20 protein-coding genes and 1 pseudogene are annotated in these 23,081 nt (G+C 36.5%); 5 read left to right on the top strand and 16 right to left on the bottom strand.

Going from position 1 to position 23,081, the window contains the following annotated elements; genetic code table 11:
* Positions 1-83: 83 nt before the first annotated feature.
* From JNUCC23_RS04450 to JNUCC23_RS04440, 3 genes and pseudogenes are all read right to left on the bottom strand, one after another.
* A complete protein-coding gene (locus JNUCC23_RS04450) occupies positions 84-473 on the bottom strand; it encodes a MerR family transcriptional regulator (RefSeq protein WP_403074323.1) in 390 nt (129 codons plus the stop codon).
* Positions 474-499: 26 nt separating this feature from the next.
* The gene (locus JNUCC23_RS04445) at positions 500-1,246 is read right to left on the bottom strand and encodes an SDR family oxidoreductase (protein WP_454214533.1); all 747 of its coding nucleotides are present in this window, start codon (positions 1,244-1,246) and stop codon (positions 500-502) included.
* A 67-nt stretch (positions 1,247-1,313) separates the two neighbouring features.
* Positions 1,314-1,699: pseudogene (locus JNUCC23_RS04440) on the bottom strand (aldo/keto reductase); the annotation flags it as partial.
* A 432-nt stretch (positions 1,700-2,131) separates the two neighbouring features.
* Here JNUCC23_RS04440 and JNUCC23_RS04435 point away from each other — a divergent pair.
* Positions 2,132-2,875 (top strand): hypothetical protein, encoded by a 744-nt coding sequence (locus tag JNUCC23_RS04435; protein WP_454214532.1) that lies wholly within the window; start codon positions 2,132-2,134, stop codon positions 2,873-2,875.
* 561 nt (positions 2,876-3,436) lie between these two features.
* Here the strand turns inward: JNUCC23_RS04435 and JNUCC23_RS04430 are convergent.
* From JNUCC23_RS04430 to JNUCC23_RS04395, 8 genes are all read right to left on the bottom strand, one after another.
* Positions 3,437-4,414, bottom strand: a complete 978-nt coding sequence (locus tag JNUCC23_RS04430; RefSeq protein WP_454214530.1) for a 2-hydroxyacid dehydrogenase — start codon at positions 4,412-4,414, stop codon at positions 3,437-3,439.
* Between the two features lie 275 nt (positions 4,415-4,689).
* Positions 4,690-5,424: a GntR family transcriptional regulator gene (locus tag JNUCC23_RS04425; protein ID WP_062183917.1), complete on the bottom strand. Its 735-nt coding sequence runs from the start codon at positions 5,422-5,424 to the stop codon at positions 4,690-4,692.
* A 261-nt stretch (positions 5,425-5,685) separates the two neighbouring features.
* The gene (locus JNUCC23_RS04420) at positions 5,686-6,132 is read right to left on the bottom strand and encodes an MFS transporter (protein ID WP_454215983.1); all 447 of its coding nucleotides are present in this window, start codon (positions 6,130-6,132) and stop codon (positions 5,686-5,688) included.
* Positions 6,133-6,496: 364 nt separating this feature from the next.
* Positions 6,497-7,210, bottom strand: coding sequence for a purine-nucleoside phosphorylase (gene deoD, locus JNUCC23_RS04415; RefSeq protein ID WP_062183923.1), 714 nt, complete (start codon positions 7,208-7,210; stop codon positions 6,497-6,499).
* A 716-nt stretch (positions 7,211-7,926) separates the two neighbouring features.
* A complete protein-coding gene (locus tag JNUCC23_RS04410) occupies positions 7,927-8,193 on the bottom strand; it encodes a phosphocarrier protein HPr (protein ID WP_403074335.1) in 267 nt (88 codons plus the stop codon).
* 429 nt (positions 8,194-8,622) lie between these two features.
* On the bottom strand, positions 8,623-9,120 hold the full coding sequence (locus tag JNUCC23_RS04405; protein WP_454214527.1) for a sigma-70 family RNA polymerase sigma factor: 498 nt from the start codon (positions 9,118-9,120) through the stop codon (positions 8,623-8,625).
* An 862-nt stretch (positions 9,121-9,982) separates the two neighbouring features.
* Positions 9,983-10,204 carry a DUF2187 family protein gene (locus tag JNUCC23_RS04400; protein ID WP_062183931.1) on the bottom strand — a complete coding sequence of 74 codons (222 nt, stop codon included), beginning with the start codon at positions 10,202-10,204 and terminating at the stop codon, positions 9,983-9,985.
* A gap of 522 nt (positions 10,205-10,726) precedes the next feature.
* A complete protein-coding gene (locus JNUCC23_RS04395) occupies positions 10,727-11,509 on the bottom strand; it encodes a carbon-nitrogen family hydrolase (protein ID WP_403074338.1) in 783 nt (260 codons plus the stop codon).
* Between the two features lie 82 nt (positions 11,510-11,591).
* On the opposite strand from JNUCC23_RS04395, the gene JNUCC23_RS04390 reads away from it, so the two are divergent.
* Together JNUCC23_RS04390 and JNUCC23_RS04385 are read left to right on the top strand one after the other, a co-directional pair.
* On the top strand, positions 11,592-12,770 hold the full coding sequence (locus JNUCC23_RS04390) for an aminotransferase class I/II-fold pyridoxal phosphate-dependent enzyme (protein WP_454214525.1): 1,179 nt from the start codon (positions 11,592-11,594) through the stop codon (positions 12,768-12,770).
* A gap of 285 nt (positions 12,771-13,055) precedes the next feature.
* The gene (locus tag JNUCC23_RS04385; protein ID WP_454214523.1) at positions 13,056-14,357 is read left to right on the top strand and encodes an ATP-binding protein; all 1,302 of its coding nucleotides are present in this window, start codon (positions 13,056-13,058) and stop codon (positions 14,355-14,357) included.
* Between the two features lie 247 nt (positions 14,358-14,604).
* On the opposite strand, the gene JNUCC23_RS04380 is transcribed toward JNUCC23_RS04385, so the two are convergent.
* Positions 14,605-15,549, bottom strand: a complete 945-nt coding sequence (locus JNUCC23_RS04380; RefSeq protein ID WP_454214521.1) for an FkbM family methyltransferase — start codon at positions 15,547-15,549, stop codon at positions 14,605-14,607.
* A 217-nt stretch (positions 15,550-15,766) separates the two neighbouring features.
* Between JNUCC23_RS04380 and JNUCC23_RS04375 the strand changes: the two genes are divergently transcribed.
* Together JNUCC23_RS04375 and JNUCC23_RS04370 are read left to right on the top strand one after the other, a co-directional pair.
* Complete coding sequence (locus JNUCC23_RS04375) at positions 15,767-16,426, top strand: hypothetical protein (RefSeq protein ID WP_454214519.1); 660 nt, start codon at positions 15,767-15,769, stop codon at positions 16,424-16,426.
* Between the two features lie 62 nt (positions 16,427-16,488).
* Complete coding sequence (locus JNUCC23_RS04370) at positions 16,489-17,040, top strand: sugar O-acetyltransferase (RefSeq protein WP_454214517.1); 552 nt, start codon at positions 16,489-16,491, stop codon at positions 17,038-17,040.
* Between the two features lie 268 nt (positions 17,041-17,308).
* On the opposite strand, the gene JNUCC23_RS04365 is transcribed toward JNUCC23_RS04370, so the two are convergent.
* The 4 genes from JNUCC23_RS04365 to JNUCC23_RS04350 form a co-directional block, all read right to left on the bottom strand.
* Positions 17,309-18,661 (bottom strand): FAD-binding oxidoreductase, encoded by a 1,353-nt coding sequence (locus JNUCC23_RS04365; protein WP_454214515.1) that lies wholly within the window; start codon positions 18,659-18,661, stop codon positions 17,309-17,311.
* 339 nt (positions 18,662-19,000) lie between these two features.
* Positions 19,001-19,987, bottom strand: a complete 987-nt coding sequence (locus tag JNUCC23_RS04360; RefSeq protein ID WP_454214513.1) for a diaminopimelate dehydrogenase — start codon at positions 19,985-19,987, stop codon at positions 19,001-19,003.
* 261 nt (positions 19,988-20,248) lie between these two features.
* Positions 20,249-21,262: a DUF1646 family protein gene (locus JNUCC23_RS04355; protein ID WP_454214511.1), complete on the bottom strand. Its 1,014-nt coding sequence runs from the start codon at positions 21,260-21,262 to the stop codon at positions 20,249-20,251.
* Positions 21,263-22,005: 743 nt separating this feature from the next.
* Positions 22,006-22,926, bottom strand: coding sequence for a patatin-like phospholipase family protein (locus JNUCC23_RS04350; protein ID WP_403074355.1), 921 nt, complete (start codon positions 22,924-22,926; stop codon positions 22,006-22,008).
* Positions 22,927-23,081: the final 155 nt, after the last annotated feature.

Genomic DNA, 23,081 nt, shown 5'->3' with positions numbered 1-23,081 from the left:
CCTAAAATCAAAATTTTCACTTATTTCTCACTCCGTTTCGCATATATGTAGAAACATCGAAAATAAATTTTTGTGTGCAACTTTCATTCATCAAATTCACGAAGTCCTTTTTCAGCTGGAACAACATGACTTTCATAGTTATCGATTTTATAATTCAAACGATTAAGTGCACTTTGCATCATATCAATACGTTTTTTCAGTTCGTCGCGTTCGTCACATAAAATTCCCACACGAGCTGGGATCGTAGTATCGTCACCATCTTTGAACAACCCAATGTATTCGATTAGTGCTTCAATGGATAACCCTGCTTCACGCATGTGCCGAGAAAATTCAATCCAGCGGATATCTTCATCGTCAAAATCACGTACACCATTCTTATTTCTTTTTACTGGTGGTATTAAGCCGATACGTTCGTAGTAACGAATCGTATCAGCAGACACACTAGTTTTTTCACTTACTACTTTTATGTTCATGTAAATCAACCTTTTTATGTTTTTTATTAAGGTAATTGGATAGTTGGACGAATAATAACTTCGTTCATTGCAGTATCTTCAGGAGTGTCCATTACAAACGCCACTGTTTCAGCAATACGTTCAGCTGGAATTGCCACTGCATCGTACAGTGAATCGATACCGCCTTTAAGGTCTGTATCTGTGATTGTGTTCGGCAATTCAGTTGCTATGGCACCTGGTGAAAGAATTGTCACACGGATATTGCTTCCTGCCTGAGCCTCTTCTTGACGAAGTGCTTCAGAAATTGCACGTACTGCATATTTAGTACCACTGTACACACCACCACCTGGGTGAGTTTGGTGACCGGCAATAGAAGATACATTAATGAAGTGACCAGACTTTTGTTCACGCATAACTGGAAGACCAGCTGCGATTCCGTAAAGGACACCTTTAATATTTACGTCGACCATTCGTTCCCATTCCTCCACATGAAGTTTATCAAATGTTGAATGGGGCATAAGACCAGCGTTGTTTAACCAAACGTCGATTCGTCCAAAAGTATCGACCGCAAGTTTTGCGAGAGCTTCAACGTCACTGCGTTTTGTTACGTCAGTGATCGCGTAAATGACTTCACCGCCTTCAGCTTTGATTTCATCTGCCAATTTTTGAAGACGCTCTTCACGACGAGCGCCGAGAACAACTTTGTCTCCGCGTTTTGTTAATAATTGTGCAGTTGCTTCGCCAATGCCTGATGATGCACCCGTAATAACGACTACTTTGTTATGTTCTATCATTTTATTTCCCTCCAGTTACTAACGTTCTACTTTCATTGAACCAAGTGCTTTTACCATCACGGGATCTCTGTGTGAGAAGTGGAGTGATTTCATTATGAAGAATTAAATCAACCAAACCGTCTGTATGAAAGTTACTTACGCCGATTGCATGAATTTTTCCTTCTTTATAAAGTTCTTCAAGTGCACGCCATGATCCATAAATGTCTCCATATGGTTGGTGAATTAAATACAAATCAAGGTGTTCAAGTTACATGAGTTCAAGCGTTTTTTTCACTGCTACTTTTGTAGCTTCATAGCCAGTGTCATTCGCCCAAAGTTTGGGAGTAACAAATAATTCTTCATGAGGTACACCACTTTTCTTGATTGCACTACCTACAACTATTCGTTCATGTAAAGTACAGCAGTATCAATCAAACGATAACCAGCTTTAATTGCTGTAAGAACACTTTCTTCCTCCTTTTAAGTGAGTTCAGTATAAACCTTGGAGTGCACTCCAAGGCAAGAGGATAGTTTAAAAAAGTTCAAGAAATTGTAAGTGCTAAATAACGCCCACCTGTCAGGTGGGCGTTTGTATATGCTTTAGTTAGTTTTATTTGGCCGTGGATAATTATCAGATGCCTTTTTGACGATATAATCTATTCTATAACGTCCCCCTGAGCGCGTCAGATGTTTTACATGTCTACCAGATAACAGATATCTTTCTTTTCTGCATTACGAAAAGGTATCGATTTTACCTTTCGGACAGTGCCAAACACTATTAGCTCATATAGAAACACAAGTCCACATTAACAGGTATATATATGTCGGCATATTTCTTGAAAAAAGTAAAGAGAAACATTACCATTATAAGGATGAAACAATTTCTATTGTGGAGGATATTATTTTATGGGTATAGCAACATATTCAAAATTCGATACATATAAGCATCTATTATTTTCATTGCCCTCTCCCCTTAAGGCCGAGGCGCTCATTAACAAACAGTTTTTACTTGATAAAGATGAAAACAAGAAAATTGAAATTTACTATGCACCGTTTGAATACGTGAACGAACAAGCAAAAGTAATGATTGTTGGGATTACACCTGGTCTGCATCAAATGAAAATGTCCTTTTCGACGGTGTTGGATATGAAGAATCAAATGGTAGACGATGAGGAGATTTTACAAGAAGTAAAGAAACGTTCTAGCTTTGAAGGGTCGATGAGAAAAAACCTAATTGCCATGTTAGATGAATTACAATTACATAGCTACTTGGGTTTATCATCTACGAGTGAGTTTTTTAATACGGCCAGTCATATCGTACAGACTTCTTCAGTCATCCCCTATCCCGTTTTCTATAAGGGGAAAAATTTCAGTGGCTCAACACCCAATATTTTAAAAACCGACCTACTAATGAAATATATAATCGAATGCTTTGCAACTGAATTAAAAAAGTTACATAACCCACTAATCATTCCTTTAGGAGTAAACGTAACAAAGGTACTAAACTTTCTTGCGGACAACCACTACATAGATCCTAACTCTATCCTTTACGGATTTCCTCATCCGTCCGGAGGCAACGGCCATCGTCATAAGCAATTTGCCGAAAATAAAGAGGTAATGAAACAAAAGATTCAATCATATTTTAGGTAATAAAGCGGTATCAGTCACTCCACAAAGTATTTACGAATTAAGTATATTAGTGGAATTGGAAAGTAAAACATCTGAAGTAGACTTTATTAGGCTAACAGATATAATAGACTGAACCGGATACTTTTTCACAGTTTGAAAATTCCCATTGTAAATGGTTTTTGAATGAGATGGAAAAATCCAATGTGATCAGCACTCAATACATTTAAATAAGACACTCGGAAATTCGAGTGCCTTTTGCATGTATTATCAGTTGCACAGCTATATTGGTATCATAATATTTATAAACTAACTTTCTTCGGAGTCCAAAAATCAGTCCAGCCATTATCAATCGAATACTTTCAGTACAGCTGTACCATTTATCCGCTACTTTTCATAATTTCTCTTCAAAGCCGATATTTGCTGTTGTTAACATGTCTTGTTTCATCCATTATTTCTAAAGACTCATCATTTACTTATTTCTGGATGACGTCTGCCATCTAATAAAAAGTGGATAGCCTAAAAAAGGACTATCCGACACATCCTACTATTTTATTTCCTCTAAATTCCCCGATAGCTGTTCAGCTACCTTACCTGTATCTCACGATTGATCCATGTAGGTGGAATTTCTCCCTGTAATCCGACAACTAGGTTTGTTGCTGCTAACATCGCCATTTTCAAGCGCGTTTCATAAGTGGCGGAACCGATATGTGGCAAAGTGACAACATTGGTCATCGAAAGCAAGGGATTATCAAAATCGACCGGCTCTTTTTCAAAGACATCTAGCCCAGCTGCTTGAATTTCTCCAGTATTGAGCGCATGGGTTAAAGCAACTTCGTCTACAACTCTTCCTCTTGAACAATTGATAAATATCGCCGTCTTCTTCATGTACTCGAACTCTCTTTTTCCAATCAACTTTTCAGTTTGAGGAGTTAGTGGTGTCATAACACATACAAAATCAGACTGCTTGAGCAGATCTTCCAGCGAACAATATGTAGCCCCATACTTTTGTTCGGCTTCATCATTTCTGGAGCGATTGTGATATAAAATATTCATATCAAATCCGAAATGAGCCCTTTTAGCAACCGCAGAGCCGATTCCGCCCATTCCGATAATTCCTAATACTTTATGATGGACATCTACCCCAAACCAACTTTCCTCAAGTTTCGTTCCCCACTGCCCTGTCTTAACCCTTTGATCCAGTTCCGGCATCCTTCTAGCCGTTGCTAAAACTAATCCCATAATCGTATCTGCAACTGTCTCGTTCAATACTTCTGGAGTATTTGTAGCCATAATCCCTCGTTCTGATAGCTCTGGCACGTCCAAATTGTCGTAACCGACCGAGGTATTGCACACAATTTGTAATTGTGGAGCCTGATCTAGTAAAACCTTATCCACCTTTAACCCCGAACCTAATATCCCCTGTGCGTCCTTTAACTCATGTAGAAATTCAGGATAGTTTTGGGCATCAAACTTCTCAAAATAAACAACATCACAAGTCTTTTGAATAAAATCCAATACACTTTGATCCACTTTCTTATAGACAATTACTTTCGGCTTCATGACTGTTTCCTCCCTTTCAATATAGTAAGAATTACTAGTCAGCTAGATTCCACTTTGGTTTGCCATCAGTTCTTACCATTATTATTGCACACAGACTTTACGATCTCTATTACATTACAATATTCTTTAAAGTTACAATCCATTTCAACCATGAAAAAATCACGTCTCTTCACCATTGTTGGTGATTCCCACATAATTCCGGTAAAAAGTCAGCTGGATTGGAGCAAGTCAAAAAGCGGTAGAATTGTTCTAACAGAGAAATGTCCATCCAGTAGCTATTTGTAAATATTTAATTTTATATTCGAGAACTGTTGCGGGATATAAAATTTATTATACATTAATGGATATTCTGAATTGCTATAAAGGCTTTCCAATAGTAAAAAACATTCATTTTGGCCGATTAACTTTTCTTTCTTGTTGACTAGATTAACAGTACGTGTATATTTGATTTCAATTTCTCCATGGTTGGCATTCACATACGCTTGGTTTTCTAGAAAATCTAGTAGTTGTTCCTTATTATTTAAGTCCAAGGATAAACTTTCTATTGTTTGCATGGACATAAAAGTAAAAGCATAGGCTACTAAATCGTCTCCCTTTCTATACAAACGTTCTAAAGCTACAACTGTAGACGAATCTCTTTTTAATACTTGTTTCGTATATTCCGTTTCCTTGTCCAGTCGATAATTTGTATCTATTCGGTCAAATGTACTTATATGGCACTTATGCATAGGATTACTTAATTTTTCTAATTGAACACCCTCTTTTTTATAAAACGAATCGATCACAAAATTTCCTTTCCCGCGTATATTTCTTACTAATCCATCATCTTGCAAAAGTGCTAAAGCTTGTCGTAAAGTTGCGCGACTAATTCCTAGTCTGCTTGCTAAATCTGGTTCTGAAGGAAGCCTACTACCTACAGGGTATTCTCCTTTCGTAATTTGAAGCAGGAGCTCGTCATATACATTGATATAAAGTGGTCTTTTCAATTTATCTAGTTTATTTTTATTCATTTAGTCAATCCGTATCCTTTTCTAAAAAATTTAACAAAAAGGGTCAGACCTTGCAACGACTATATACAGGTTATAATATACTGTGTATAGAGTGCGAGGTCAGACCCTTTTGGGACATCCTCTTTCATGTATAGTAACTTATTATTTTAGTAATTGTAAGAATTAGTTACTGATATTGGCTTATTCAGATCAACCAATATCAGAAAATATATCATTTTCAGGTAATTCACTAGAGCCCTTTAATTGTTAATGAAATATTTTTTACGCTGCTCTTTTACTTGTATTAGTATTAATGTCTAATTTACGACCAACTAAAAGCCAAAATAAAATGATCGCTAATAGAGCAATTGCTACAATAATAATTATGATACTACTATAATTCAATGCTATTGGGTCATCTGTCACAAAACTCAAAAAGCCGAATTGTAAATCTTTCTTATCAATCAAAAAGGCTGAATATGAGAAACCTGCTGATTGGATGATTCTTGAAACAACGATTAACCAGTAATTAGTATGTGTGATATAACCAAGTAAAGATCCTACACATATTAAAACGATGCCTAGTACTAGTAGATTTCGTATGCTAATCGAATCAGATAAAGAAGAATAAACCACTGCACCTATCCCAATTACCAATCCTGCAAGTGTTACTTGCCAACTTACTGTAGTTGCTGATACGCCAAAATACTCTACTAAATCTGGAGAAATAATTTTAAAAGAGTTATAAAATCATTAACAGTAATATGACGGGAACTACTTTACTTAAGTTTACAACTGGCGTTTTTTCTATTGAACCATTCATAAATATCCCCCCACTATAACTAATGTTTCCATCCTATTTTGAACAAAGTTGAGTAACAGCGCTTACAATATATGTTGAAAGCAATAAAAAGAATATCTATCTCTTTCCTTCGAGAAATGATCCTAGTAGGGAATCCGTTCAATGTTGATGGGTTTCCATTCACCTTTCATGAACTAGATGAATAATTGGAACTAACACATCAGTCATTACACGCTTCCTTCACGTCGTATTAAGTGAAGGAAGCGTGTCTAAATCATAGATGGAGCAAATTTACGCTAATTCTAATGCGATTTCCATCATTTTAGTAAATGCAGTTTGACGTTCTTCAGTTGAAGTCTGTTCTCCTGTAATTAAATGATCACTTACCGTTAAAATACATAATGCATTTACACCTGCTTGAATGGCATTCCAATATAATGATACAGATTCCATTTCAACACTCAAAACGCCCATATCCTGCCATTTTTTGATATATGTTGGATCAGCATGATAAAATACGTCGCTTGATAAGATGTTTCCAATATGAACTTTCTGCCCTTTTTCATCTGCTACTTTCTTTGCTTTTTCCAAAAGTTCGAAAGAAGCCGTTAATGGGAATTGTCCAGGTAAATTAAATTGATCTCCAAAATTTGAATCCGTTGCAGAACCCATCCCTAAAATAACATCATATAAATCAATGTTTTCTTGCATCGCACCACAAGTACCAATTCTAATTAAATTTTTAACGCCAAAGACATTGATTAATTCCCAAGAATAAATCCCCATGCTCGGTGCACCCATTCCAGTACCCATAACAGAGATTTTCTTGCCTTTGTAAGTGCCTGTATACCCTAACATTCCTCTTACTTCGTTGAAGCACTCGTAATTATCTAAAAAGTTTTCTGCTATAAACTTTGCTCTTAAAGGATCTCCGGGTAACAGTACCGTTTCAGCTATTTCTACCCCGTTAGGTTTGATATGAGGCGTTTCTTTAGTAGTAACCATCGTTTTCTTTTCTCCTTTAGTTGAAAATCAAGTTTTTTAGACATGTCTATTTTTTATACAAGTTTAAATTATCATAACCTTTCATTATGTGCAAGCACTTTCATAAAGTTATAAAAGCTATGATTTATATTATTTCAATAAACTAAAGATTATATGTCCAATAGAATAGTCAAAATTGGAACTAATGTGACTAATCAATCTTCACTAGAAGAATGAAGCCAAAGTGAAACAAAAAGTCTCAGGTATATTCCGAAATAAAATGGGCGCACAGAATTTCGCATTGGCACGAAGCTTTTTAAGTACACGAAAAAAGCAAAAAAGGAATCTATTTGAATCCATTAAACAGGTGATAAAAACAGGTGAATTAGAATTGTTTGAAACATAGTTTCCGAGGTAATTCTTGATAAATTACCTCTATTTGTATTGTTTTGGATAGGGATCTGAGTAGTTACAAATAGAAGGTTATTGATCTAAATAAAGTTAATAAGATCGATGCAACTCCTGCTCCTAATACTGTTAAAAGGGTAAAACCAACCTTATACCCCTAAGAATATATAAACCTGAGATGATGATTGAAACGAGTAGATCAATAAAATGATTCACGTAAATAATTTAGTATTGTTTTCTAGACTCAACAAAAAAAACAGACGAAGATTTCTTCATCTGTCCAAATTCAAGTGTTTATTAAAGGGATCAAAGGTAGGCCACCATCTGAATTATTCTGAGAAACCTGTCTGATTCATCGTATCTGATAAAGCAGCCATGGCTTCATTTGCATCAGAACCTACAGCCGTTATTTTGATTACTGCATCATTTGGAATACCTAGGGACATCACACCTAAAATTGATTTTAAGTTAATTGATTTACCTTTATACTCCAGGTTGATGTCGGCCATATATTGACTTGCAGTTCGTACTAGGATTGTTGCTGTACGCGCGTGAATCCCTGTTTCATTAGTAATTGTGAAGGTCTTTTCTGCCATGTTAAATCTCCCCTACGTTATATTGTGACTTATTTGTCGATTTCAAGCCAATCAGGAGGCAAATAATAAAAGACATGTACTTCAATAGTCTTTAATGGAGTTTTTTTACTTCTGATAGCCACAAGTTTATGTCTATTCACAATACAGGTTCAATATGTGCAGATTCAGAGATAATAAATACATTAGGATCAATGTCCTAAAATCAAACGAGGTTTTATATGAAAAACATTGAACGACCACCTACTAAAGTAGAGTGAATCCATTGGGACGAAATCGTAAATCGTCTGATGGCAATGGTTTTAGATCACGCTTTTTGAAAATAAAGCTACCTACAAAATCACTTTGCTAAAATGAAGTTGCAAGCCATACAACTTCAGAGCTTATTCATTCATCACTAAAATTCTTTCACATCTTCAAATTGAGTTTGCATTAAATATTGTGTTCGACCAAATCTTTTTGCAATTTCATAATGGCCGACTTTCTCCATGATTTTACAGCACTGTTGGAAGCTCCATACAGCTCAGCCATTTCACTGATACTCAATTGATCTTGAAATGTTCCGATTACCCAACGCCTTTGCAATTTCGTAAGATTTTCACAATAGCAGGATAAGTACTCAGACTCCAGATGAAGATCACTGAATGATAAAGCAGGGTCTTCAGCCATCACACTTATATCCGTTACGGTATAAGTATCATCGATCCGTACATTTTTCCGAAGTTCATTTAATAGTTTTCCTTTGATTACTTTATAGGCATACGTAGAAAATAAGGCACCGCGGTCAGGATCGAATTTCGTTTGTGCCTCCCACAACGCAATTAACCCTACTTGATAGAATTCTTCCTGATTCTTATAAATGGACAAAGACTGAATAATACTGTAAATCATTGGTCTAAATTGTTCAGCCATTTCAGTGAATGTTTCCAAAGACTTTGCCTTTCGAAATATGCATACTTCTTGAATTCCTAGGTATATCCACCGTACAGAATTTCAAGATGTTTGACGAAAAGCGAAATCAAGCATTTGGATTGAATAATATAGCAATTTTCAAATGATTCGTATTCAAAAACCATGTTTCTATGAAGCAAATTAAGAAATTGCATCTATTTTTGCCAAAAGTACATAAAAGTGCGTGTTCAAAAAGGATAAAAAGAGCCGAGAAGTTTGAGGACTGATCGTCTCGAGAACCACAGAGACAGAGCTTTGATGCAATTCGCAAGCTTTTTTACCGGACTTTTTGAGCAACCTCTAATAGTGTACATTTCCTGACTATTTTACTTTTTATCAGCACTTGTCCATTCATTATTATTCTAAGTGCATATAGTAAAATAACCAGCGAACCAAATTGACAGGAGGATTAATTAAATGCCATTTTTTAGTTTTGGTCGAAGAAACTTGTTTTTTCGGGATACCTTTAGAAGAAGACGCTTTTTACCTTTTGAAATCGAAATAGAAAGAAGACGACGTATTGAAATAGAGAGAAGAAGACGAAGAATATTTTAATAATCAAAATCAAGCATCCATTATACAAAATTATGTCCAAAGGTTAGATAACTTAGGGTATACCTAAAAATATATCAGAAGTTTCTTAGCCACTAACAAGGCACCACTCTAAATAGCTTGCGTTTATATTTCGTATGGTCTTTTTCCTGATTATTACGTTTGATTTTCATGATAGTTGCAAACGCGCAGGGTTTTTGTTTGCAAGAGAATTAAATGTGGGGGTCCCAAAAAGGTTCAGTCCCTCACTACTTGATTGTAGTCGGGACTGAACCTTTTTACTATACACTTACTTAATTAGTTTATAATTTTTATGATTCACAACAGTATTTATGGGTTCGTCCTTTTTTGTATTTCTGCCAATTTCCACAATAACAGAGTTTTCCCGCACGACAACTACCTTCCCCTTTTTCCCTTTTTCAATTCCATTCTTTATATCGATCATATCGCCAACATTCACTTTTTTTTTGATATCTGTTGGATTCTTCTGATCGGCTTTTTCTTCTGCCATATTATATACCCCTTTTACTATGATTTTTTTTGAATATGGTGACATCTTTCATAACTATATACACTTGTATATAAGATCGAAGGTCTGTTCCATATGTGCCATGGCTTAAACCAGTCTGTTTTTCTGAACATTATCTTTACTTCCATTTTATTCTTATACATCCGACAGCAAGAAAAAATTGAACAGGAAACACTATCTACATATAGTGAGATTTCCCAGACAACGACTAGATCCAAACAGCTAGGATGAGTGTCTTACAGGTAGTTATCGTTAGCAATTTTGGTTTTAATATACTTATGAATGCATGACAAATTATAATAAGCTATTTGGATAAAATATTCGGCTGCTTAGTTTAGCTTTACTATCTCATACAATTTTGGGCGCTATAACATAACATAAGCTAGGGATGATTCAGATTTCGAACCACACCTAGCTTCTTATCTTGTTCATTTATTATTTACACATAACGTCACACTAGTCAATAGCTTCTAATTACTTCATCCATCCAGGTTTGCCAAATCCTTATGATTCGTATAAATCCGTCCGCCTGTCTTGAAAAACTGGAATCGTCTTCCGTACCCGATCGACTTCCTCTAAATCCAGTTCCGCGTACAAGATCCCTTCCGCTGTTTGATTGCTAATAAGTAGCTCACCCCAAGGTGCAATGACCATCGAATGACCATTAAATTCATTATTTGGGTCCTTACCGACGCGGTTGACAGCCACGATAAAACATTGGTTTTCAATCGCCCTTGCTTGCAATAATAATTGCCAATGGTCAATCCGTTGCTTTGGCCACTCCGCCGGTATAAACATAATTTTGGCTCCATTTAAAGTATGAGTCCGAATCCATTCTGGAAAACGCAAATCATAACAGATGACCCCGCCACATGTTATACCATCCAATTCAAATACATTCATACTTTGTCCTTCGTTCAAATATACATGCTCATCCATTAACTTGAATAAATGAGCTTTATCGTAGGCAGCGACAATTTTTCCAGTTCTATCCACGATATACATCGTATTAAAGTATTTGTCCGCTCTTTTCGTTGCTACTGAACCACCGACAATGTTCACTTGATGTTTTTTGGCAAGCTGAGACAGTAGCTTTCTTGTTATACTTCCCTCGCGATCAGCCAGACCGTCAAGCTTATCGAGAGCGTAGCCTGTATTCCACATTTCCGGAAAAACAATGACATCCACTTGTGCATTTGACGCTTCTTCGATATATTTTTCAATCGCTGTTAAATTTTTTTCTGGCTCACCAAAGGCGATATCCATTTGCACACAAGCAATCTTCATTTTTCGACACCTCTAGACTTTTTTATCTAAATATTATAAAATTTTAGATTAAATAGCAACTCTTACATAAAAGGTGGTTCACATGGAATATTCAGAGCGCTTAAAAAAATTACCAGTACAATTTTTCGCAAACCTAGTTGAAAAGGTAGGCAAAGCAGTTGCAGAAGGACGGGATGTTATTAACTTAGGTCAAGGTAACCCTGATCAGCCGACACCACCTCATATCATCAAAGCGCTACAAACCGCGGCAGAGGATCCTCAAACACACAAATATTCTCCATTTCGAGGTCTTAATGAGTTAAAGCTTGCTGCAGCTGAATTTTATAAAAAGCAATACGGAGTTGATATCAACCCAGAGACTGAAGTAGCTATTTTATTCGGGACGAAAACCGGTTTAGTTGAGTTGCCAATGTGCTTGTTAAATGAAGGTGAACTCATGTTATTGCCTGATCCAGGTTACCCAGATTATTTATCAGGTGCAGTGTTGGCGAATGTCGAGTATCAGACCTTTCCGCTTAAAGCTGAAAATCAGTTTTTACCTGATTTCAACGCCATACCGCTAAATCAAAGGAAAGCAGCAAAATTAATGTATCTTAACTATCCGAACAATCCGACTGGTGCTACAGTAGATCGGACTTTCTTTGAAGAAACAGTTGCTTTTGCGAAAAAACATTCCATCACGATTTTGCATGATTTCGCCTATGGTGCCATCGGTTTTGAAGGAAAAAAACCAGTAAGTTTTCTTGAAGTTGACGGGGCAAAAGACGTTGGTGTGGAAATGTATACCTTATCGAAAACCTACAATATGGCTGGCTGGCGCGTTGGCTTTGCAGTCGGGAATCCCAAAATAATTGAAGCCTTAAACCTCATTCAAGACCATTTATATGTTAGTCTATTTCCGGCTGTGCAAAAGGCCGCAATTGCTGCGCTAACAGATGATCAGCAATGTGTTGAAGAACTTGTCAACCGTTATGAACAACGCCGAAATGCCTTTATTACGGCGTGTCAAAATATTGGTTGGAAAGTCGAAGCACCAACTGGATCGTTTTTCGCTTGGTTGCCGGTTCCTAATGGGTTTACTAGTGAAACATTCGCCGATTATTTGCTTGAGAAAGCAGATGTAGCAGTTGCTGCTGGAAAAGGGTTTGGTGAATATGGAGAAGGGTATATCCGGGTCGGTTTATTGGTGGATGAAAAGCTGTTAGTGGAAGCCGTTGATCGGATTGGAAAGCTCGATTTATTTCCAATGATTCATCAATGATTTCGTCATCGTATCATTTTGCAAATATTGTTTATCATCGAATAAGAAGAGTAAGAGCCTGACATGAATTTGTCAGGATTTTTTTGTGAAAAAATATCTCACGAAGCTACTTCCCCCGTCTTGCCGTTCTTCAAATTTCTTAACTTGTAGCCGAACCATTTTCATGTCTAACTTCCTGAAAACTCTTTCTTTTCTAATTACCACTAGTAATAATTTACTTATTTTGGTATGATTCACATATAATATTTATACTATTCATACTATTATTGAAAGTTCGGTGCAGCTATGGATCTTTTGACAAAGGACTTACTTATCAATTTTTTATTTATTCTTCTTACTCTATTTTTAGTACAAATGGTTTATTTGATTAAATATGCGTATCGATTAGAGGAAATAAAAAAATGGGTTATTGGCATTTTTCCAGTTGTCTCACTTATCCTATGCATGCTACTTCCTGTTGCTCTTGAAAAGAGTTTCGTCTGGGACCTTCGCTGGATTCCTTTTATTTTAGGAGGTTTAATCGGAGGATTTCGTTTAGGTATACTTCAATTGTTATTGGTTCTAATCATCCGCTATTATCAAGGGCATGATGTGGGTTTTTATGTGACAGCGATCACATTCATCTTTATCGGTTTACTCGTATTCTTCTTATCCAAATACTATTTACAAATGAACATCAAACAAAAAGTAGCGTTAAGTATCGCATTAATTATTTTTGCCTTATTTAGTTCATTATTTGTTTCAATACATATATTTGGAGTTAGTTTAGATAGCATATTTTGGGTGAAGTATGTCACCATTCATATCATTGGCATGTTCATTTCAACTCTTCTTTGGGAAGTGATTCAAACAAATTTTCAGGTACTACAAAAGTTAGTGAAGGCAGAAAAATTACAAATTGTGAGCCATCTTGCTGCAAGCATCTCTCATGAAGTCAGAAATCCACTCACTGTCAGCCGAGGATTTATCCAAATGTTATATGAAGGTGAAGCCACACAAGCGAGAAAAGAGTATGCAAATATTGCGTTACAAGAATTGGATCGTGCTACAGAAGTGATTAACGATTATTTAACTTTTGCCAAACCAGCATTCGACATAGAAGAAAATATTAATATTAATGAGGAAGTTCAGCATGCCGTCAATGTCATTATCCCCTTAGCCAATATGAATGGTATACAGGTGAAGTTATCTGTAGTAGATCATTATTATGTAGCTAAAGGGGATAGAAAAAAGTTCCAACAATGTTTAATTAATATCATGAAAAATGGAATTGAATCCATGTCAAATCATGGAGAAATTAAAATCCACTTAAACTATGAAAATAGCATGATCCATATTAATATTCAGGATGAAGGAATAGGAATGACACAAGAACAAATCGATCGTCTTGGGGAGCCTTTTTTTACAACAAAGGAAAAAGGAACTGGACTCGGAATGATGGTTTCGTTTAGTATTATTAAAGAGATGAATGGAAACATTCATGTGACTAGTGAGCATGAGGAGGGAACCTGTTTCTCTATTATCCTACCCGTCTATTCCGTGATTGATCGTATGACTCAAGATAATCACTTTACAAAAATGGGATAGGAAACAAGCTGTTCAAACCTTAAATCTACTTAGATGTTATTCGATAAAAAAGATACATAACTATTAGCAAGGGTTTTCTCCCCCCACCTCAAGCTTTAAGGTGGGGTATTACAACCTGTTAAACCGGGATGAAATTAGCCACAAATGCTTAAATAAGCAATCCTTAGTTTTGAATTAAATCAAGTCAAATCAAATATTGATAGGAAGAAGTCCATTCTGGTTGAATAGGCTTCTTCGTACTATTTGTTTAGGCCTTAGCTTGTATGTCAAAATCAAATACTTCTATATTCTCTTCATCTGTTACAACTAGTAAATCTGTATGAATATAATCCTTTCCAAAAATAGTTTTTAAATCTTCATAATGAACACCGTCAGCTTTAACTAAGATCTCATCTTCTACATACATATAAACCGTAAAGTACTTTTGCAAAAAAGAAAAAAACGCCTCTACTTTTATTCCAGATTTTTCTATATACTCACTATTAAATTCAATAAAACCAATCGCAGATTCACATCTCTTGAATAACTCGATCATTCCTTTTAAGACGAATGCTTCATACCCTTCTACATCTACTTTAAATAGCACGGTTCCATTTGTTATGTCTTTTTTTAAGATTGAATCAATCGCGATGGTTCGAACTGGTACCCTTTCAATCATATTGTGAGCAGGTATATAGGAAGCAGAAGATGTCCCCGACCAATGTTTATCAATAAAGAATTCTTTCTGTTCGTCATCTTTGTCTGATGCAAAGGCATTGATAATCGTGATTTGGGTTTTATTCGGATGAACCTCTCTTGACTTAATAATGTATTGAATCAGATGGTGATTTGCCTCGATTCCATATATGGTTGTTCGAACGGGATAGGTTGTAGAAAAAAGACATTCACCATAGTTTACCCCTACGTCTATGATCAGATCTGGCGAGAACTCTTTTACAGATGTACGCCAAAAATAGGAGAGTCGCTTTTGTGTGATTCCGTCGCTAATTAATAACGCTCTACCACGGTTTTCCTCTGAATTAATATATAGAACATTGGACGAAGGTAATACGATTTTGTTTGGAATTTTATCAATGTTTAATGTTTTATATTTAAAGAAAATCCCCAAATCAATTAAAAATTTCCAGGTTTTAGGGTGATGCTCCCACATATTCATTATAAAAGGGGTACGAACTACTACTTTTGATATCAAAGTACATCCTCCTATTTGTTTCTCCTTTAGAAGCTTGTATTTATGAATTCTTTAACTTATAGGAAAATCCTCCAATTAAATCATAGATTAACAAAACATTTACAATAGGTGGAAGGGCATTCTATTTGTATGTAGAATAAGAGTACATGTTTCTGTTCGTTGAAATGTTCTTGAATACCCTCCCATATCATAATAATTAGTAAAGGAGTGTTTATTTGTGAGAAGATTTCAATGTGTATTCATGATCCTCTCTCTCTTGATTATGGCTGCTTGTGGACGAAATGAGTCGGTGCCTAATCAAAGAGATGAGCATAAGAAAGAAATTGTGCATGAAACGGAAAATAACGGTACAAATCAAACGGAACAAAGTATTTTATCTGACTTTTTTATGAAGGATGGAGCGATTGCTGAATACTTGGGGATAGGCAACGAATATGCGCAATACAATTCGCGAACTCAATGGTTGAATGACCATTATGTAAATGTATACGAAGATAATGGTGGAACGGTAATGTTAAGAACGTTTCGCATAGAAGAGAATAAAGTTGTCGTCGTGAAAGAAATAAGCGAGGCTTATGATGATTATTTGCCTACCGAAAATGAACTTGATCAACTAAACCCGTTGTATACGTACTTGCAGCTACCATTAAAAACTGGATCTGAGTTTGATGGTTGGAAAGTGATTGAGGACTCGCTTATACTTTCTACACCATACAAACAATTTGAAAACGTAATTGTCATTGAAATAAACAACGAGGACCATTCTGTTACACGTAAATATTTTGTGGCAGGACTCGGTGAAGTTAAGCGGGAGTTCACTATGCAAGAGGGGAAAGAAAAAACGACGATTACCTCTGTTCTTGAGAAGATTAATTAGTTGGATCGAGGTTTTAAAACATGGGGTATTACAGCTGGTTAAATAGAAACGAGGTAAAAATGATGGATTTGATAGAAAAGATGTGCTTAGGAGAAGTGTATTGTGATTTTGAACCTGAGTTGATAAAAGGACGAGAAGATGCGAAAAAAATAACACGATTATATAATTTGACAACTGATAGTGAAATGGAACAGAGAAATCTATTATTGGACAAGTTATTTCAAGCACGAGGCAAGAATACAATGATTGAGCCTAACTTTCGAGTTGAATACGGATTTAATATCCATGTAGGGGATAATTTCTTTGCCAATTACGATGCAATCATACTAGATTGTGCAAAAGTTACGATTGGGAATGATGTATTATTTGGACCAAGAGTAGGAATTTACACCGCAAATCACGTGACAGATCCTGAAGCCAGAGCAAAGGGTGATGTATATGCTTTACCTGTTACGATTGGAAATAAGGTATGGTTAGGAGCAAACGTTGTTGTGAACCCTGGTGTTACGATTGGTGAAAATAGTATCATCGGGTCAGGTAGCGTTGTTACAAAAGATATTCCCCCGAATGTTGTAGCTGCCGGTGTACCTTGCAAGGTGATTAAGCAAATCTAGTCTTGCTATTTATTAACTAAAAAACAGTGCACATTCATGTGAAAGCCACCGTTTTTTTCGTGCGGTATTACTTGTAATGATCTCCAAATGTAGCATATTGAACGTTAGAAATACGTTGTTTGGCGGCATTGATAATACGATGTTCCTCAAATATCTTAAGATTGTTAAAAACAGGACGCAGTCCCCCGTTGTTTAGAAGATTACGTCGGAATACGATAAAAGAAAATGACTCGTTACGTACTACCTTTAGAGTCATTTCCTTTCGTTATTAAAATATTCGTTTATTGTAGGGAGGGATGCTTTGAGGAAAGGTAAATACGTTATACGGATCATATTCGGTTTTAACTTTTCTAAGTCGGTTGACATTTTCGCCATAGTAGGTGGTTGGCCAGTCTTTAATATAAATATCCGGCCAGTTCACATAGTCGCCCATTGTATTCTTTGATAGCGCCTTTCTTAGACTTTCAATCCAATGGACGTTTTGCCGTTCCTCACTAGTGGAATTCCAAGAAGAAATATACTCCTGAGCGATAATAGCTTCTCGGTAATAGTAAGCTGTATCTTTAGGGGCAAGTCGGTTAACTGCACCTCCCAGTGATTGATGCCATATGGCCGCATTTTCGTTAGGTGCTCTGGCCAAAAATTGTTTCATCTTTAGAATGGCTTCTCTAGGAAGTGGTTCTTCTATAAACGAACCGGATCGCTTAAAATTGGATGGACGGTCTCCACTTGGAGAATCAAAAAATTTGACCGTATCAATATACCGTACCGCTTTTACTCTTTGAGCAATGGGACTGCCGGCTTTTAATAATGGCTGAATAAGCTGTTTTAATTTGGCAACAGGACCAACAAACTCCCCAAGTACTTCGATTCTATTTACTTCCTTCGCTCTTAATTCAATTGTAGAAGTAAGGCGTTTATCCGTGAAAGGTGCCCAATTCTGCCATACGTTAAATACCTCCTCAAAATCCTCCCATCCCCATGTAATCGAGAAAATCGCTACGTCCGAGATTGGATGTACCCTAAATGTTAAGGATGTGACAATACCAAAGTTCCCGCCACCACCACCACGAGAAGCCCAAAACAAATCACTATTTTCATACTTATTCGCTTTAATAACTTCCGCGCCTCTTTTGGAAGAAGCTTTAACCATTTCAATTTCAAGTAGTTGATCACAAGTCAGGCCAAATAATCTTGTTAGTAAACCAATTCCACCACCAAGCGTGAGACCGACAATCCCCGTATTGACAGATGTTCCAGCAGGAATGGTGACTCCGTATTCCCATAATTCTTGATATGCTTTCCCTAATCCAGCACCCGCTTCAATCTTCGCGGTTAAACTTTGGCGATTAACTGTTATTTGATTCATTTCACTTACATCAATAATCAGGCCTCTGTTCACTAAAGAAAAATTTTCAAAGCTATGGCGTCCACTTCTCAAACGGAAAGGGATACGATTCTCCCTCACCCATTTTAATGCATTCACTACATCTTGAACATTTTGACAAAAAACGATCACCCTTGGAAACTTTGGGATGCTCAAGTTCAGATTTATTCTCGCTTGCTCATAATCAGAATCATTCGGTGTGACAATTCGACCTGTCAGTTTCGTCTTTTCCAAAAAGAATCCCCTTTCTGCCGATGAGTCATGGCTTTCATTGTGTAAAGGGTTTTTCTATAAATACTATGAATCATTTTTAGGAAAAGACCTTTGAAGTAAATCGGCACAGTATCGTAGATTAAGAATACAAATTAGAACATGAGTTTTTCGCGCTGGGACCTGAATTTTGATACAAAAAAAAAGGGGTGTCCCAAAAGCAAAGGGTCAGACCCCGCAATAACTAAATACAGTGTATAAAACGCTACATACTGATTTAGAGTGCGAGGTCAGACCCTTATGGACATCCTCTTTATTTGTTAAATATGCTATATAGCTTCAAGGGATTCTCAAAGGGAAATTCTACAATAGATCTCTTCTTAATTCTTCTGCAGATTTTGGAGATAAATATACAGGTGCAATCTCATAAACGGTTTTGGCACCAACTTGTCCCTCTTTGTTTAAGCGATATGCAGCTCGCGCATATGCGACTAATACGCTTGCTGTAAATTCTGGATTACTCTCGAGATTTAGTGAGAATTCAATAATTTGTTTATTGTCTGATCCTGTTTTCCCACCACGAATAACAAAACCACCATGTGGCAATTTTGAGTGATTCTCTTTTAATTCTTCTTCTGTAATAAAGTTCACTTTTGTTTCATAATCGGCAAAGTAGTTCGGCATCGTGACAATATCTTGTTCAATTTTAGCTTGATCATATCCTTCTTCCGCAACAACATAGCAAACACGAAGATGTTTCTCTGCCGTGGATAATTCAGGATTTGAGCCATTTCTTACTTTTTCAATTGCCTCATCGATTGGTACCGTATATTGAACAGCACCTTTCACACCTTCAACTCTACGAACAGCATCTGAGTGTCCTTGGCTAACACCTTTACCCCAGAACGTGTAATTTTCACCGTTCGGTAAAATCGCTTCTGCCATTAAACGATTGATCGAGAATAAACCTGGATCCCAGCCAACAGAAATAATGCTTGTCTTTCCACTTTCTTTTGCAGAACGATCAACCGAATTAAAATATTCAGGAATTTTAGCATGTGTATCATAGCTGTCAATTGTGTTAAACATTTTGGCCAAATCAGGGCCTTGTTCTGGAAGATCCGTTGCTGATCCTCCACATAAAATCATAACATCAATTTCATCCTTATAATCTACTGCTTTGGAAATATGTAAAACCTTCACATTTGGTTCATTTACCGAAATACTGTCAGGTGTTCTTCTTGTAAAAATAGCGACAAGATCCATATCTGGACATTGTTTAATTGCCTCTACTGTTCCTCTGCCAAGATTACCATACCCGACGATTCCTATTTTAATTTGATTGCTCATCGTGTTCCCCTCCATCGTTGAATTTTCCGAGGACATTTTTAGTCCTTTCTATATTATATTACTTTTTTTGTATGACACACAAATATGAGATGAAGATTGATTTATTTCAAAAGTTAGATTGATTCAGAGAGTTGAATTGTGAATGAAAACATAGTGTTAGGCAAGTTTTATCCCATAACTTCAAAAGACAAAGGAACCTTTGTGGCTCCTTTGTCGTATTAGTGTTGTGCGCTAATAAGAAATTCCATGCTCCCTATCCTATTAAAATAAAGTGATAACAATAAAGAAAACAAACATAGTAGCTAGACCAACAGGAAGACCAAATTTTGCCCATTCCTTACTTGTGATCCCTAGCTTTCCTGCTGAAATGATGTTCGGGATGTTACCTGGTATAAGCATCCCACCACTAATCAATAGACCAAGTAGAATTGCCTTTATGGTCGGTTCATCCATAGAAGGGCTAATTTCAGCGGCAGCAAGTGTTGCATTATCGAGAACTGCTGAAATCATATTAATCCAGTAAAGAATTCCGGTATTCAAATCAAGTAGGTAACGGTTAATCAACGTTTCAAAACCTGCTCCAAGAAGGGTTAATCCCATGACAAACAGATAAATTTTTATCGTTCTAATCATAATTTCACGATAGGTTTCGCTCGATTGATTGTTGGACAGCCCATCTTGAGTTTGTTTCGGATGCACCAAAACCGCAGCAAGAATCCCGAAAATCAGCACAGCTGGAATAACTTCAGGGCCAATTAATCGCAAGAGATAAAAGAAATCCTCTCCTAATTTACTGATGGCGATGGTTGAAAGCGGCTCACCAATCGGTGTTAACGCTGCTCCAAGACCAATAGAGAAGCAGGCTAAAACGACAAGTCGAACCTCTGATTGACGGTCAAGTGTCAGAACACTGACAATGAGAACTAAAATTAAAGCAGCAATAATTGCAGTAATCACACTTGAAATCAAGCCTAAGATAATAACGACTAGAGCAATAAATAACCGAAAAGGCATCGCACGACTTATGCCTAGAATCCCTTTTTCTAAAGGTGTCTTAAGCCACTTAAATAATAGCCCAGCCACCAAAACGGCAATCGTAATTTTAATCGGATCCTCTAATGCTTTAATTAGAAGATGCTTGTCAAATACGCCGCCAACGATTGCAGCTAAAAAACCCATAATAAACAAAAATACTTCTAAATTTTCTTCAATGTATTTTACGAAAAAAGGCAAAAATAATACTAGAAGTAAAATAAGTAACAACCCAATAATCATTGATTTCTCCCTCTCAAACAAGCCTTGCTTGCAGCAAAATAGTATGTAAAACACTCTATAAAACTATTTTAACATAAATACGTCATGGTAGTTATATTATTCTGATAATTCAATGAACGAATTACCCTTTATTTCGCAAATTGCAGACCTTTACCCAGGATTATAGTAGTATCAAAGTAAAATGATAGAGAACATCCTGCCTTTAGCCTATTTCTCAGCGAAAAGAAGAGCACCTCGGGATCCAGAAGTTAAGTTCACGAGCCCGATTTACGATTTGCAAACCAGAATTGAAATGCACATTCCATAACGAGTTTACTCACAATAAAGTTAAAATTGGCAAACTCCCATTCAAGTGCATGTTCAAAAAGGTGGATAAAAAGAGCCGAAAAGTTCGAGGAGCGCATCTCGAGAGGACCAGACTTGCACAGGATGTGCTGATTTCTGTATTGCGCACAGGACGTGCGCGGTTTTAACAGAAGGTCATTCATGAGCTTTGATACAATTCGCAAGCTTTTTTACCGGACTTTTTGAACAACCTCTTCAACATATACAGACATCACAGCTCCTAAAAGAACAACAAGCACACCTCATGAAAAGTGTGCTCACATATACCTCATTTATTAAAATGGTTACTATTTCGAGCAGAAATGGCTAAGCAGAAAACACATGTAGCGAACAGAGGCCCGCTTTTTATGTTTGGTTACACTATAGCCCTGTTTTGACGAGATAGAGTTTTCTTTTATCTACTTATTCTTTACTCTTTGCATTCGTTTGATCTTATATTGTTCAAAATCCCACTTCGACAAAAATTCTTTAGTAGAGGTATAGCCTGATTTATAGAGAAAATCGATTTCATCCTCATTCAGTTCAAAATCAGTTGCGCTGATGTCGCCAGTAGGAATTTGAATCGTGCGTTCAATCGTTCCTTCGTTCATATATCGTAAATCATGAGCTTGAAGCATCGTTTTAAATATATTTTTAAAAAGGTGGATTGGCGTTGGGATAACGGCATTTATGTTCACTTCATTTTTCACAAAATGGAAGCCAAACGTTGGAAAACGAGGGTTGTCTGTATCAAATATCCAGATTGGGAAGTTACTAAGCAAACCACCATCTAAAATGTAGGATTTGTTACGGTCTTTTGATTTCCAAATAACCGGACGGAAGAAAAAGGGCAAGGAAGTACTCATCATAACGGCAGTCGAAACTTTTAAATCAGCAGGAGTCATCCTATAACGTCCCAAATCATCTGGCAAAATAAGCATTTGGCCATTCGAAATATCAGAAGCAATAATCTTTAACTTGCCTTCTGGAAGATCCGCAAATGTCTTAATGCCTTTTTCTGCAAGAAGTGAATCCAACCATGTTTCCAAATAATCATTTTTATACATTCCTAGATGAACCATAAGTGCTAAAAAAGTGCCCACAACGGGAAGTCGGTTCAAAATCGTCCTACCTCGAAGCTTTGAGAAATCAATGTCACTCAGCTGGTCTCTAATTTCATAGCTTTTATAGCCGCTTGCCAAAAGAGCAGCAATTACCGCTCCCGCTGATGTTCCAGCCAGCCTTTCCCATTCTACGTTTTCCTCTTCCATTGCTTGAATCGCACCGATAAAAGCAATTCCCCTGACTCCACCACCTTCAAAAACAGCATCTACCTTCAATGTTTTTCACCTCTCCATTAAAATTATTCATTACTAAACTGCTACGATAGCAAATTAACAATCATTTTAAGTAAAATTGCACAACTCCTCTTATTCTGAAATCCTTCTATTTTTTCATTTCGAAATTTGATTAACATACGTTTTCCGCGTTATGC

This window comes from Peribacillus sp. JNUCC 23, from assembly GCF_053653995.1.
Note: the sequence above shows the minus strand (reverse complement) of the source record. Positions and strands in the feature narration are given on the sequence as shown.

Coding starts and splice junctions, on each gene's coding strand:
- JNUCC23_RS04450 (WP_403074323.1), bottom strand. CDS start 473: ATGAACATAAAAGTAGTAAGTGAAAAAACTAGTGTGTCTGCTGATACG.
- JNUCC23_RS04445 (WP_454214533.1), bottom strand. CDS start 1,246: ATGATAGAACATAACAAAGTAGTCGTTATTACGGGTGCATCATCAGGC.
- JNUCC23_RS04435 (WP_454214532.1), top strand. CDS start 2,132: ATGGGTATAGCAACATATTCAAAATTCGATACATATAAGCATCTATTA.
- JNUCC23_RS04430 (WP_454214530.1), bottom strand. CDS start 4,414: ATGAAGCCGAAAGTAATTGTCTATAAGAAAGTGGATCAAAGTGTATTG.
- JNUCC23_RS04425 (WP_062183917.1), bottom strand. CDS start 5,424: ATGAATAAAAATAAACTAGATAAATTGAAAAGACCACTTTATATCAAT.
- deoD (WP_062183923.1), bottom strand. CDS start 7,210: ATGGTTACTACTAAAGAAACGCCTCATATCAAACCTAACGGGGTAGAA.
- JNUCC23_RS04410 (WP_403074335.1), bottom strand. CDS start 8,193: ATGGCAGAAAAGACCTTCACAATTACTAATGAAACAGGGATTCACGCG.
- JNUCC23_RS04400 (WP_062183931.1), bottom strand. CDS start 10,204: ATGGCAGAAGAAAAAGCCGATCAGAAGAATCCAACAGATATCAAAAAA.
- JNUCC23_RS04395 (WP_403074338.1), bottom strand. CDS start 11,509: ATGAAGATTGCTTGTGTGCAAATGGATATCGCCTTTGGTGAGCCAGAA.
- JNUCC23_RS04390 (WP_454214525.1), top strand. CDS start 11,592: ATGGAATATTCAGAGCGCTTAAAAAAATTACCAGTACAATTTTTCGCA.
- JNUCC23_RS04385 (WP_454214523.1), top strand. CDS start 13,056: ATGGATCTTTTGACAAAGGACTTACTTATCAATTTTTTATTTATTCTT.
- JNUCC23_RS04370 (WP_454214517.1), top strand. CDS start 16,489: ATGGATTTGATAGAAAAGATGTGCTTAGGAGAAGTGTATTGTGATTTT.
- JNUCC23_RS04360 (WP_454214513.1), bottom strand. CDS start 19,987: ATGAGCAATCAAATTAAAATAGGAATCGTCGGGTATGGTAATCTTGGC.
- JNUCC23_RS04355 (WP_454214511.1), bottom strand. CDS start 21,262: ATGATTATTGGGTTGTTACTTATTTTACTTCTAGTATTATTTTTGCCT.